This is a genomic window from Aquabacterium sp., assembly GCF_034003525.1.
Taxonomy (GTDB): Bacteria; Pseudomonadota; Gammaproteobacteria; order Burkholderiales; family Burkholderiaceae_C; genus Aquabacterium.
Genome location: NZ_JAVEYN010000009.1, coordinates 23,227 through 35,611, shown reverse-complemented (window position 1 = coordinate 35,611; position 12,385 = coordinate 23,227). Strand labels below are relative to the sequence as shown.

At 63.9% G+C, this 12,385-nt stretch carries 12 protein-coding genes; 9 read left to right on the top strand and 3 right to left on the bottom strand.

The genetic code is table 11. The features are described from left to right. Positions 1-18: 18 nt before the first annotated feature. Positions 19-1,500: an aminoacyl-histidine dipeptidase gene (locus RBT42_RS07225; RefSeq protein ID WP_320363594.1), complete on the bottom strand. Its 1,482-nt coding sequence runs from the start codon at positions 1,498-1,500 to the stop codon at positions 19-21. Positions 1,501-1,534: 34 nt separating this feature from the next. Next, on the bottom strand, positions 1,535-1,864 hold the full coding sequence (locus tag RBT42_RS07220; RefSeq protein WP_320363592.1) for a hypothetical protein: 330 nt from the start codon (positions 1,862-1,864) through the stop codon (positions 1,535-1,537). 86 nt (positions 1,865-1,950) lie between these two features. Here RBT42_RS07220 and RBT42_RS07215 point away from each other — a divergent pair, with 86 nt between their 5' ends. Beyond that, the gene (locus RBT42_RS07215; RefSeq protein ID WP_320363591.1) at positions 1,951-4,458 is read left to right on the top strand and encodes a DEAD/DEAH box helicase; all 2,508 of its coding nucleotides are present in this window, start codon (positions 1,951-1,953) and stop codon (positions 4,456-4,458) included. 70 nt (positions 4,459-4,528) lie between these two features. Here the strand turns inward: RBT42_RS07215 and RBT42_RS07210 are convergent, their stop codons facing one another. After that, positions 4,529-5,092: a PEP-CTERM sorting domain-containing protein gene (locus RBT42_RS07210; protein WP_320363588.1), complete on the bottom strand. Its 564-nt coding sequence runs from the start codon at positions 5,090-5,092 to the stop codon at positions 4,529-4,531. Positions 5,093-5,415: 323 nt separating this feature from the next. On the opposite strand from RBT42_RS07210, the gene rpsL reads away from it, so the two are divergent. From rpsL to rplW, 8 genes are all read left to right on the top strand, one after another. Continuing rightward, a complete protein-coding gene (rpsL, locus tag RBT42_RS07205; protein ID WP_125245535.1) occupies positions 5,416-5,793 on the top strand; it encodes a 30S ribosomal protein S12 in 378 nt (125 codons plus the stop codon). Positions 5,794-5,987: 194 nt separating this feature from the next. Beyond that, positions 5,988-6,458 carry a 30S ribosomal protein S7 gene (rpsG, locus tag RBT42_RS07200; RefSeq protein WP_290731299.1) on the top strand — a complete coding sequence of 157 codons (471 nt, stop codon included), beginning with the start codon at positions 5,988-5,990 and terminating at the stop codon, positions 6,456-6,458. A gap of 84 nt (positions 6,459-6,542) precedes the next feature. After that, complete coding sequence (gene fusA, locus RBT42_RS07195; RefSeq protein ID WP_320363583.1) at positions 6,543-8,648, top strand: elongation factor G; 2,106 nt, start codon at positions 6,543-6,545, stop codon at positions 8,646-8,648. 253 nt (positions 8,649-8,901) lie between these two features. Then, positions 8,902-10,092, top strand: coding sequence for an elongation factor Tu (gene tuf, locus RBT42_RS07190; RefSeq protein ID WP_300157813.1), 1,191 nt, complete (start codon positions 8,902-8,904; stop codon positions 10,090-10,092). 76 nt (positions 10,093-10,168) lie between these two features. Continuing rightward, positions 10,169-10,480, top strand: a complete 312-nt coding sequence (rpsJ, locus tag RBT42_RS07185; protein ID WP_035037922.1) for a 30S ribosomal protein S10 — start codon at positions 10,169-10,171, stop codon at positions 10,478-10,480. A gap of 294 nt (positions 10,481-10,774) precedes the next feature. Further along, positions 10,775-11,449, top strand: coding sequence for a 50S ribosomal protein L3 (gene rplC / locus RBT42_RS07180; protein WP_320363564.1), 675 nt, complete (start codon positions 10,775-10,777; stop codon positions 11,447-11,449). Further along, entirely contained in the window at positions 11,449-12,072 is a 624-nt protein-coding gene (gene rplD / locus RBT42_RS07175) for a 50S ribosomal protein L4 (protein ID WP_320363562.1), read from the top strand. Before rplC ends, rplD begins: the two co-directional genes overlap by 1 nt. Continuing rightward, a complete protein-coding gene (gene rplW, locus RBT42_RS07170; protein WP_320363560.1) occupies positions 12,069-12,383 on the top strand; it encodes a 50S ribosomal protein L23 in 315 nt (104 codons plus the stop codon). The genes rplD and rplW overlap by 4 nt, the downstream gene beginning before the upstream one ends. Positions 12,384-12,385: the final 2 nt, after the last annotated feature.

The window sequence follows — 12,385 nt, the reverse complement described above, 5'->3', positions numbered from 1 at the left end:
TTCATGGGCGGGTTTGTCTCAGGCGGCGGCCGGGGCACCGAGTTCCTGCAGGATCGCCACCAGCAGCTGCCAGCAACGCGCCACCGAGGCCACGTCCACGGACTCGCCGGGGGCGTGGGCGCCCCGGATGGTCGGGCCGAACGAGACAATGTCCATGTCCGGGTACTTGGCTGAGATCAGCCCACACTCCAGACCCGCATGGATGACCTGCACGTGCGAGGCCTGCTCAAACTCGCGTGCGAAAACCTGCTGGCAGGTGCGCAGCAGCGCCGAGTCGGGGCGCGGTGTCCAGCCCGGATAGGCGCCGGCGCACACGGCGGTGGTGCCCGATAGCTGCCACAGGCTGACGATCTCTTGCGCCAAAGCGAGTGCCTGGCTGTCGCGCAGGGAGCGCACCATGAAGTTGCAGTGACCGCCCTGCGGTGACAGGTTCACCATTCCCAGGTTGTTGGAGGTCTCCACCACGCCCGCGACACTCAGGCTCTGGCGCTTGACGCCATGAGGGGCCGCCAACAAACTGTTCAACCAGATCGCCTGTTCGTGCAGTGGCAGTACGCCGGCCGGCAGCGCCTCGGCGGTACCGATCTCCTGCGACTGGAGGGACAGGCCCGGCTCGACCTCCCCCCATTCCTGGCGCAACATCGTCTGCCAGGCGGCCAGTTGGGCATCCAGAGCAGGCAGCTGATCGGGCGGCAGGGCCACGATGGCGAAGGCCTCACGGGGCAGGGCATTGCGGGCCGTGCCGCCTTGTAGGCTCACCAGACGCAAGCCGCAGGCCGGCGCCAGGGCGTGCAGGACGCGCACCAGCAGCTTGATCGCATTGCCTCGTTCTTCGTGGATGTGGATGCCCGAGTGCCCTCCGCGCAGGCCCTGCAAGGCGATGCGCCGGTGGCCATGGCCTGCAGGCATCTCTTCGGCGCAGGCGGGGCGGTCAACGTTGACGTCCAGGCCGCCCGCGCAGCCCAGATAGAACTCGCCCCACTCTTCGGTGTCGAGGTTGAGCATCAGGCTGCCTTGCAGCACGTCCGACGCCAGCCCCTGTGCGCCGCCCATGCCAGCCTCCTCGTCCACGGTGAACAGCACCTCCAGCGGCCCGTGCACCAGGGTCCGGTCTTCCAGCGCCGCCAGGGCCAGGGCCACCCCGATGCCGTTGTCGGCGCCCAGGGTGGTGCCTTCGGCCCGCAGCCAGCCGTCCTGCAGGACCGGGGTGATCGGATCGCGCGAGAAGTCGTGCGTCACACCGCTGTTGGCCTGGCAGACCATGTCCAGGTGACCTTGCAGGACCACGCCGGGGCGATGCGCGCACCCGGGGCTGGCGGGTTTGCGCACCAGCAGGTTGCCGACGGCATCCACCTCGTGGCTCAGCCCCTGAGCCTGGGCCCATTGCGCCAGGTGCGAGCGCAAGGCCGCTTCCTGCTTGGACGGGCGGGGAATGCGACACAGGGTGTCAAAGTGACGCCAGACCGCAGCGGGCTGGAGCGATGCGAAAACAGGGGTCATGGTGAATCGTTCCATCGGAAGGGCGGGCGTGGCGTCAGTCGGCGCTGGGCTCAGGGGGCAGCAGCCCGGGGTGAGGCCAGCCCAGCAACTCGGCCAATCGGGTCACCACCCACTGTGCTTCGGACGCCGAGATGACGCTATCGGGCGCGCACAGGCCCCGCTCACAGCGCTGCAGCACCTCCTGCTCGTCCACGCCGATCTCGACGTGGATCCCCCGGCAATGTTCGGTGAGGTGCTGGGCGAGGTCTTCGCACAGTTCGTAGCGCGCCCTCAGGGTGGCCAGCGGCACCGTCAGACGCTTGCGTGCATCGAGATGCAGGGCCGTGAACGAGGGCGGAATTTCAATTTGGTACTCATCGGACATGCGTCGGTTGTACCTCAAGCCACGCCCGCAGCGTGAGGGGCAGCGACAATCTCCCTGTCCCCTCCGTCCTTTGCGCCCCGACCGCCTTGTCTGACCTTGCCTTGCCCCGTTTCCGGCCTTGCCTGACCCTGCAGACCCTCAACCGAGGCGATGGTTTGCTCGGCATGGTCGCCAGTGGCCGCTTTGGCCCTCGGAGCGGGCAGCTCACGGTCGCCCGAGTGGACTGGACCTATGCGAACGACCGGGGGCTGTTCTGGGCCTGTCCCGCGCCTACCTCGGTGCTCAGCGCGCGTCAACTCGGCCCCGTCGAGGTCGAAGATGCCCAGGGGCAGATCCACGTCCTGCTGCGCGACACGGTCTCGGAGTCGGACGCCTTCGACGCCCTGTTGGACGCGGGCTTGCGCCCCCTGCCCGACGAGGCCCTGCAATGGCGGGCGCCCGCGCTGGCGCGTCAACACGTGCGTGAAGGCGAGGCCCTCTGGTCCTTGCCCCAAGAAGACGATTTCGGCGATTTCTGGGCTGACGCCGTGCCTCAACTTCAGGCCCGTGGCTGGCGCATCGTGGTGCGCCCGGGCTTTGCCCACCAGAGCGTGCCGGTGAGCGCCTGGCGCCTGGTCGTTCGCGCCGAGGATGGCAGCCCGCTGGGTCAGGAGCCCGTCGGCGACTGGCAAGCCGCCGCGCCCGATCTCCAGCCGCTCGGTGCGCCGCGCCGCGAGGGCTCCTGGCTCCTGAGCCTGGGTGTCGAGATCGATGGCCAGACCCTGGACCTCGCCCCGCTGATCGCCGACCTGTTGCGCCGCGACAAGCGCTGGCTCGATGCCCACGAGATCGCGGCCATCCCCGACACCGCCCTGATCCGCCTGCGCGCGCCGGGCGGGCGCCGCCTGGATGCAGCCGCGGCGCCGCTCAAGGCCATCGTGGGCACCCTGGTGGACCTGCTCACCGACCCCCGCCGCCCAGCAGGGCCGCTGCAGATCAGCGGCTGGGACCTGGTGCGACTGGACTGTCTGCGTGAACGCCTGGCGGCCACTCAGGCGGAGCGCGCCGGTGCCCAGGGGCAGTGGGCCTTGCAGGGGGAGGCCGGCCTGTGGACCCTGGCCCAGCGCCTGCGTCAGGCGGGCAGCCCGCAGGCGGTGGCGAGCCCGCAGGGCCTGGCGATCACCCTGCGACCCTATCAGCGCCACGGTCTGGCCTGGCTGCAGTACCTGCGGGCCCAACACCTGGCCGGCATCCTCGCCGACGACATGGGCCTGGGCAAGACGGCGCAGGCCCTCGCCCACGTGCTGCTCGAGAAAGAGCAAGGCCGGCTGGACCGGCCGGCGCTGGTGGTCGTCCCCACCTCGCTGTTGTTCAACTGGCAGGCCGAGGCCCGACGCATGGCCCCAGGCTTGCGCGTGCTGACCCTGCACGGTCCTGCGCGGGCCGAGCGCCACAGCGCCCTGGCGGACCACGACCTCGTGCTGGTGACCTATCCCCTGGTGTGGCGCGACATCGAGGCCCTGTCGGCGCACACCTTCCACCTGCTGATCCTAGACGAAGCGCAGACCGTCAAGAACGCCACCAGCCGCACCGCCGCGGCCGTGCGCCGCCTGCAGGCGCGTCACCGACTGTGCCTGACGGGCACCCCGCTGGAGAACCACCTGGGCGAACTCTGGGCCCAGTTCGATTTCCTGATGCCGGGCTACCTCGGCGATCAGCGCAGCTTCCAGCGACGCTGGCGCGACCCCATCGAGCAGCAAGGTGAAACCGTGCGCGCCCAGTTGCTGGCGCAGCGTGTGCGGCCCTTCATCCTGCGTCGTCGCAAGGCCGATGTGGCCATCGAACTGCCACCCCGCATCGACACCGTCCAGCGCCTCACCCTGGAAGGTCGCCAGAAAGCCCTGTACGAAAGCGTCCGCGTGGCTGCCGACGAGCAGGTGCGTCGCGCCCTCCAGCGCCAGGGTTTTGCTGGCAGCCAGATCACCATCCTCGACGCCCTGCTCAAGCTGCGTCAGGTGTGCTGCGACCCCCACTTGCTGGCCGGCCACGCCTTGCCCCGTGGCACCGAGCGCGCCAAGATGGCCTGGTTGTGCGACACCCTGCCGGCCCTGGTGGCCGAGGGCCGTCGCATCCTGGTCTTCTCGCAGTTCACCACCCTGCTGTACCTCCTGGCCCAGGAGTTGAGTCGCTTGAACCTCGCGTATCTGATGCTCACCGGGGACACACCGGTGGACGCGCGCGGCGACATCGTGGGGCAGTTTCAGTCGGGCGAGGGCGCCCCGGTCCTGCTCATCAGCCTCAAAGCCGGTGGCGTGGGCCTGAACCTGACCGCCGCGGACACCGTGATCCACGTGGACCCCTGGTGGAACCCGGCGGTCGAGCAGCAGGCCACCGACCGGGCGCACCGCCTGGGCCAGACCCGTCAGGTGATGGTCTACAAGCTGGTTGTGGCCGGCAGCATCGAAGAGCGCATCCTGGCTTTGCAGGCGCGCAAGGCGGCGCTCGCCGAAGGCGTGCTCGGTCAGGATGTGGCCGAGGCTCTCAAGTTCACCCCGGCCGACCTCGACGCCTTGCTCGCGCCCTTGGACGACACCCTGGTGGCGTCGCGAGCATGAAAAAACCCGCTCGAGGCCCAAGGCCAAGAGCGGGTTCCATGCACCGCCGCGGCGGTGGCGCCGTTCAGTCTCAGCGAGCGCGGCGGCGACGCATGGCAGCAATGCCCACCAGACCCAGGCCCATCAGGGCGTAGGTGCTGGGTTCCGGCACGGCGGCCACGGCGGTCAGGCCGTTCAGGCGGAAGGTGGTCAGGCCGCTGGTTGCTTCCAGTCGGAACACTTGACCCACGACGCCGCTCAGGGATTCGGTGTCGGTGCTGACGATGCCGTCGCCCACCAGATTGCGGCTGCCACCAGCCCACGACAGGGTGGCGTTGTCAGGGATGTCCCACTCGGCCAGACGCAAGGCGGTGAGGTTGACCGCTTGGGAGAACGTGAGCGTCAAATACTCATTGTCACCAATGCCGGGAGCATCAAACAAGCCGGTGCTGACGCCCAGGCCACCACTGCTGTAGGTGACGTCCACTTGGGACGTGCCCTTGCCGGCCGTGACATTCAGGCCGATGCCCCCGCTCGAGAACGTGGCCGTGGCCGTTGTGCCGCTGCTGCCGGCGAGATTGAAATCAGCCGCCTGCGCCAATGCAGGAAGCGTCGCCGCCAATGCCACCGCGGCGAGGGTCTTCAGTTTGAACATGGACTCTCCTTGAAAGTAAGCCGCAGAGGTTTCTGGGGCATGTTCAACGGACTCTAGAGACAGATCGCGTTCAACGCATCACCCTGTCTAAGGGCCGGGCTCACCCTAAGCGGGCTTCCCGGGGGCGGGTGCACGACGCGCTCGGGGTGAAATCCTTGCATTTCCGGGCGGCTCTACCCTACAATGGAAGGCTTTTCGGCTTTCGCTTGCGCAATTTTTGCGGGGCGAGGCCGTTTTGTGCTTGGTTCAGGTGCTCTCCGTGGTTCGTTCAAACTCCGGGAAGTGTTTGATTTTCAAGTGACTTTTCAACGGGAACCAAAGAAATGCCAACGATCAATCAGCTCGTGCGCCATGGCCGTCAGGTCGAGGTCACGAAGTCCAAGTCGCCTGCGATGGAAAACTGCCCGCAGCGCCGTGGCGTGTGCACCCGCGTGTACACCACCACGCCCAAGAAGCCTAACTCCGCTCTGCGTAAGGTCGCCAAGGTGCGCCTGACCAACGGTTTCGAGGTCATCTCCTACATCGGCGGTGAAGGCCACAACCTGCAAGAACACAGCGTCGTGCTGGTTCGCGGCGGTCGTGTGAAGGACTTGCCCGGTGTGCGTTACCACATCGTGCGCGGCTCCCTTGACCTGCAAGGCGTCAAGGACCGTAAGCAGTCCCGCTCGAAGTACGGCGCCAAGCGCCCGAAGAAGGCCTGATCGCCTTCTGGCAAGCAATAGTCGGTCCTCTTCATCGGCGTGTCACCCAGTGGGTGCAGTCTGGCGCAGAGAAGGCCGAGGTGGCGGTAGAGCCCGGATGGTCCGGAGCCTGCCGAGTAAGTGGAGTCTTCAGTTAAGAGACTCCAGGATGTGGGCGAAAGCCAGCATCAACTGAAGCATTGAAAGGAATAGAAATGCCTCGTCGTCGCGAAGTACCCAAGCGTGAAATCCTCCCTGATCCCAAGTTCGGATCGGTGGACCTCTCCAAGTTCATGAACGTGATCATGGAATCCGGCAAGAAGGCTGTGGCCGAGCGCATCATCTACGGTGCCCTCGAACAAGTCGAAAAGAAGGCCGGCAAGGATCCGCTGGAAATCTTCAACATCGCGCTGAACAACATCAAGCCCGTGGTCGAAGTGAAGTCTCGCCGCGTGGGTGGTGCGAACTACCAGGTTCCCGTTGAAGTTCGCCCCTCCCGTCGTATCGCACTGGCCATGCGCTGGTTGAAGGAATCGTCGCGCAAGCGTTCCGAGAAGTCGATGGCCCAACGTCTGGCCAATGAACTGCTCGAGGCCTCTGAAGGCCGTGGCGGCGCGATGAAGAAGCGTGACGAAGTGCACCGCATGGCTGAAGCCAACAAGGCCTTCTCGCACTTCCGCTTCTAATCCACACCCCGCAGCACAACTGCAAAAAGGGCGCTCGGATCGTGCACGACACATCCGGCGCCTTGTCAAATCTGGAGTGACCACATGGCACGCAAAACCCCGATTGGCCGTTACCGCAACATCGGTATTTCGGCTCACATCGACGCCGGCAAGACCACCACGACCGAACGCATCCTGTTCTACACCGGCGTGAGCCACAAGTTGGGTGAGGTGCACGAGGGTGCCGCCACCACCGACTGGATGGAGCAAGAGCAAGAGCGCGGCATCACCATTACCTCGTCGGCGGTGACTTGCTTCTGGAAGGGCATGGACATGTCCTACCCCGAGCACCGCTTCAACATCATCGACACCCCGGGCCACGTGGACTTCACCATTGAAGTTGAACGCTCGATGCGCGTGCTCGACGGCGCCTGCATGGTCTACTGCGCTGTGGGTGGCGTGCAACCTCAGTCTGAAACCGTCTGGCGTCAGGCCAACAAGCACAAGGTGCCCCGCCTGGCCTTCGTGAACAAGATGGACCGTACCGGTGCCAACTTCTTCAAGGTCTACGATCAGATGAAGCTGCGCCTGAAGGCCAATCCTGTGCCCGTGGTCATCCCCATCGGCGCCGAAGACAGCTTCCAGGGCGTGGTCGATCTGCTGAAGATGAAGGCCATCATCTGGGACGAAGCTTCGCAGGGCATGAAGTTCACCTTCGGTGAAATCCCCGCTGAGCTCCTCGAAGATGCCAAGAAGTGGCGCGAGAACATGGTCGAGGCTGCTGCCGAGTCCAGCGAAGAGCTGATGAACAAGTACCTCGAAGAGGGTGAACTCTCCGAGGCAGAAATCCGCGCGGGTCTGCGTCAGCGCACCATCGCCGCTGAAATTCAGCCGATGCTATGCGGCACCGCCTTCAAGAACAAGGGCGTGCAGCGCATGCTCGACGCCATCATCGACTACCTGCCTTCGCCCGTGGACATCCCCCCCGTGGCCGGCACGGACGAAGATGGCAATGAAGTCAGCCGCAAGGCCGATGACAGCGAAAAGTTCTCTGCCCTGGCCTTCAAGCTGATGACCGACCCGTACGTCGGTCAGCTGACCTTCGTGCGTGTGTACTCGGGTGTCCTGAACTCGGGCGACACCGTGTACAACGCCATCAAGGGCAAGAAGGAACGCATCGGCCGTATCCTGCAGATGCACGCCAACGAGCGTGAGGAAATCAAGGAAATTCTGGCTGGCGACATCGCCGCTTGCGTGGGTTTGAAGGACGTCACCACCGGCGAAACGCTGTGTGATCCGGACGCCATCATCACCCTGGAAAAGATGGAATTCCCTGAGCCCGTGATCGCACAGGCCGTGGAGCCCAAGACCAAGGCTGACCAGGAAAAGATGGGCATCGCCCTGAACCGCCTGGCCGCTGAAGATCCTTCTTTCCGCGTGCGCACCGACGAAGAATCGGGTCAGACCATCATCGCCGGCATGGGCGAGCTGCACCTCGAAATCATCGTTGACCGCATGAAGCGTGAATTCGGTGTGGAAGCCAACGTCGGCAAGCCGCAAGTGGCCTACCGCGAAACGATCCGCAAGAAAGTCACCGACATCGACGGCAAGTTCGTGCGTCAGTCCGGTGGTAAGGGCCAGTACGGTCACGTCGTTCTGACGGTTGAGCCGATGGAACCGGGCGGCAAGGGCTTCGAGTTCGTCGACGAAATCAAGGGCGGTGTGGTGCCTCGCGAGTACATCCCTGCGGTGGAAAAGGGCATCATCGACACGCTGCCGAACGGCGTGTTGGCCGGCTACCCTGTGGTGGACGTGCGCGTGCGCCTGACCTTCGGTTCGTACCACGATGTGGACTCGAACGAAAACGCCTTCAAGATGGCCGCTTCGATGGGTTTCAAGGACGCCTGCCGCAAGGCAGACCCCGTGATCCTCGAGCCGATGATGGCCGTGGAAGTCGAAACGCCGGAAGACTACGCTGGTACCGTGATGGGCGACCTGTCCTCGCGTCGTGGCATGGTCCAGGGCATGGACGACATGGTCGGCGGTGGCAAGGTCATCAAGGCCGAAGTGCCGCTGTCGGAAATGTTTGGCTACTCGACCAGCCTGCGTTCCGCCACCCAAGGCCGCGCCACCTACACGATGGAGTTCAAGCAGTACGCCGAAGCTCCGCGTAACGTGTCGGAAGCCATCATCACGGCTCGCGGCAAGTAAGAGGGCCCAACCCCTACGCGCTTCGCGCGCCCCCTCAAGGGGGCGACACCAGCAGACCGGCGAAGCCGGATCTGCGGTGTCCGCTGGATCGCGTGGGGTGCTGTGCCAAATGAGCTGCGGGTGGTAACATCCGCGGCTCGCAAAAATCAAAGCCGGTCTTCGGCGCCACAGATGTGGTTGGCATGCTGCCCGTGGCAGCCAGTGCCGGAGACCTTAAACAGACACGGGCAACTGTTCTTTGTTGGAGAAACAAATGGCAAAAGGTAAATTCGAACGGACCAAGCCGCACGTCAACGTCGGCACCATCGGTCACGTTGACCATGGCAAGACCACGCTGACGGCTGCAATCACCACCGTTCTGTCCAAGAAGTTCGGCGGCGAAGCCAAGGGCTACGACATGATCGACGCAGCGCCTGAAGAAAAGGCCCGCGGCATCACCATCAACACCGCTCACGTTGAGTACGAAACGGCCAACCGCCACTACGCTCACGTTGACTGCCCCGGCCACGCCGACTACGTCAAGAACATGATCACCGGTGCCGCCCAGATGGACGGCGCGATCCTGGTGTGCTCGGCCGCTGACGGCCCGATGCCCCAGACCCGTGAACACATCCTGCTGTCCCGTCAGGTGGGCGTGCCTTACATCATCGTCTTCCTGAACAAGGCTGACCTGGTGGACGACGCCGAACTGCTGGAACTGGTCGAAATGGAAGTGCGCGAGCTGCTGTCCAAGTACGACTTCCCTGGCGACGACACCCCGATCATCAAGGGTTCTGCCCGTCTGGCCCTCGACGGCGACACCGGCGAGCTGGGCGAGCAAGCCATCATGAAGCTGGCCGAAGCCCTGGACACCTACATCCCCACGCCTGAGCGCGCCATCGACGGCACGTTCCTGATGCCTGTGGAAGACGTGTTCTCGATCTCGGGCCGCGGCACCGTGGTGACCGGCCGTATCGAGCGCGGCATCATCAAGGTCGGCGAAGAAATCGAAATCGTCGGTATCAAGGCCACCCAGAAGACCACCTGCACGGGCGTGGAAATGTTCCGCAAGCTGCTGGACCAAGGTCAAGCTGGCGACAACGTCGGTATCCTGCTGCGCGGCACCAAGCGTGAAGACGTGGAACGCGGCCAAGTGCTGTGCAAGCCCGGCTCCATCAAGCCGCACACGCACTTCACCGGCGAAATCTACGTCCTGTCCAAGGACGAAGGTGGCCGTCACACGCCTTTCTTCAACAACTACCGTCCTCAGTTCTACTTCCGTACGACTGACGTGACCGGTTCCATCGAGCTGCCGGCAGACAAGGAAATGGTCATGCCTGGCGACAACGTGTCGATCACCGTCAAGCTGATCGCCCCGATCGCCATGGAAGAAGGCCTGCGTTTTGCTATCCGCGAAGGCGGCCGTACCGTCGGCGCCGGCGTGGTTGCCAAGATCCTGGACTGATTCGCATGACACCAGTCCGGCTCGGACCGCAGGTCAGGGCCGGACGTCATCGTTCTTTAATTGAAGGAAGTGTGTCATGGCACAGCAAAAAATCCGCATCCGCCTGAAGGCGTTTGACTACAAGCTGATCGACCAGTCGTCGGCTGAAATCGTCGAAACCGCCAAGCGTACCGGCGCCATCGTCAAGGGCCCCGTGCCCCTGCCGACCCGCCTGCAACGTTTCGACATCCTGCGTTCGCCCCACGTCAACAAGACGTCGCGTGACCAGTTCGAAATCCGCACCCACCAGCGTCTGATGGACATCGTGGACCCGACCGACAAGACGGTTGACGCCCTGATGAAGCTCGACCTGCCGGCTGGCGTGGACGTCGAAATCAAGCTGCAGTGATCGTTCGGCTTCGGCCGGCCACATTGCCAAACCGCCTTCGGGCGGTTTTTTCATGGGCGCTTCCCCCTGATGCTTGCACAAGCGGGGGCGCTTTGTTATGATCGCAGGCTTTCCCGCAATGGGTGGCTTGTCTATTGCCTATTTTTTAAGCAGTGGCGAGCGCCCAAGGCGGAAATCCAAAGGCGCCATGCCGTTCCATGCAGTTGGTGGGGCGGCAAGGTGCCGACAGGTCGGCCCGGCCAATCGTTGTCGGGTTTGTGTAAAAGGCCCCCATGTGGGGCTGGAGAAAAAACCATGAGTCTTAGCAATCGCCTCGGATTGCTGGGCCGCAAGGTGGGCATGATGCGCATCTACACGGAGGACGGCGACGCTGTTCCTGTGACGGTGCTGGATGTGTCCAACAACCGTGTGTCCCAGGTCAAAACCGTTGAGACTGACGGCTACACCGCTGTTCAGGTGGTGTTCGGTGCGCGCAAAGCTTCGCGCGTGACCAAGCCCGAAGCCGGCCACCTCGCCAAAGCTGGCGTGGAAGCTGGTGAAGTCACCAAGGAATTCCGCGTGGCCCCCGAAGTCGCCGCCGAGTACAAGGCCGGTAGCAGCATTGCTCCCGCCGCCCTGTTCCAGGCTGGCCAGCTGGTTGACGTGCAAGGCACCTCGATCGGTAAGGGTTACGCCGGCACCATCAAGCGCCACAACTTCGGTTCGCAGCGCGCCTCGCACGGTAACTCGCGTTCGCACAACGTTCCTGGCTCCATCTCGATGGCGCAGGATCCGGGCCGCGTGTTCCCTGGCAAGAAGATGACCGGCCACATGGGTGACGAGACCGTCACCACGCAGAACCTCGACATCGTGCGCGTTGACGAAGCCCGTCAACTGCTGCTGGTCAAGGGTGCAGTGCCGGGCGCCAAGGGTGGCTTCGTCACCGTGCGTCCCGCTGTGAAGGTCAAAGTCAAGAAAGGAGCCAACTGATGGCACAGCTCGAGCTCCTCAATGAGCAAGGTCAGGCTGCTTCCAAGGTTGAAGCTTCCGACACCGTGTTCGGCCGTGACTACAACGAAGCCCTGATCCATCAGATCGTTGTTGCTTACCAGGCCAATGCCCGTCAAGGTACGCGCGCCCAGAAGGACCGCGAAACCGTCAAGCACACCACCAAGAAGCCCTGGCGCCAAAAGGGCACCGGTCGCGCTCGCGCTGGTATGTCGTCCTCGCCTCTGTGGCGTGGGGGCGGTCGGATTTTCCCGAACAGCCCTGACGAAAACTTCTCGCACAAGGTCAACAAGAAGATGTACCGCGCCGGTATGGCCGCCATCTTCTCGCAACTGGCCCGTGAAGGCCGCCTGGCCGTGGTGGAATCGATCGACGTCGAAGCCCCCAAGACCAAGCTGCTGGCTGCCAAGCTGAAGGCCATGAACCTGGACCATGTCCTGGTGATCGCTGACGAAGTCAACGAAAACCTGTTCCTGGCTGCTCGCAACCTGCCCAACGTGCTGGTGGTTGAGCCCCGTTACGCCGATCCCCTGTCCCTGGTCTTCTACAAGAAGGTCGTGGTCACCAAGGGTGCGATCGCCAAGCTGCAGGAGATGTTCGCATGAGCACTCTGAAATTTGATGAAACCCGCCTGCTGAAGGTGTTGGTCGCTCCGATCATTTCGGAAAAGGCCACCGCCGCTGCTGAAGAGCGCGGCCAAGTGCTGTTCAAGGTGCTGCGCGATGCCACCAAGCCCGAGATCAAGGCCGCTGTCGAGCTGCTGTTCAAGGTCGAAGTGAAGTCGGTGCAAGTCCTGAACCAGAAGGGCAAGACCAAGCGCTTTGGTGGCCGTATCGGTCGCCGTGACCACGCCAAGAAGGCCTTCGTGTCTCTGGCTGCCGGTCAAGAGCTGAACTTCTCTGGGGAGGCTGCGTAATC

Coding starts and splice junctions, on each gene's coding strand:
- RBT42_RS07225 (WP_320363594.1), bottom strand. CDS start 1,500: ATGACCCCTGTTTTCGCATCGCTCCAGCCCGCTGCGGTCTGGCGTCAC.
- RBT42_RS07220 (WP_320363592.1), bottom strand. CDS start 1,864: ATGTCCGATGAGTACCAAATTGAAATTCCGCCCTCGTTCACGGCCCTG.
- RBT42_RS07210 (WP_320363588.1), bottom strand. CDS start 5,092: ATGTTCAAACTGAAGACCCTCGCCGCGGTGGCATTGGCGGCGACGCTT.
- rpsL (WP_125245535.1), top strand. CDS start 5,416: ATGCCAACGATCAATCAGCTCGTGCGCCATGGCCGTCAGGTCGAGGTC.
- rpsG (WP_290731299.1), top strand. CDS start 5,988: ATGCCTCGTCGTCGCGAAGTACCCAAGCGTGAAATCCTCCCTGATCCC.
- fusA (WP_320363583.1), top strand. CDS start 6,543: ATGGCACGCAAAACCCCGATTGGCCGTTACCGCAACATCGGTATTTCG.
- tuf (WP_300157813.1), top strand. CDS start 8,902: ATGGCAAAAGGTAAATTCGAACGGACCAAGCCGCACGTCAACGTCGGC.
- rpsJ (WP_035037922.1), top strand. CDS start 10,169: ATGGCACAGCAAAAAATCCGCATCCGCCTGAAGGCGTTTGACTACAAG.
- rplC (WP_320363564.1), top strand. CDS start 10,775: ATGAGTCTTAGCAATCGCCTCGGATTGCTGGGCCGCAAGGTGGGCATG.
- rplD (WP_320363562.1), top strand. CDS start 11,449: ATGGCACAGCTCGAGCTCCTCAATGAGCAAGGTCAGGCTGCTTCCAAG.
- rplW (WP_320363560.1), top strand. CDS start 12,069: ATGAGCACTCTGAAATTTGATGAAACCCGCCTGCTGAAGGTGTTGGTC.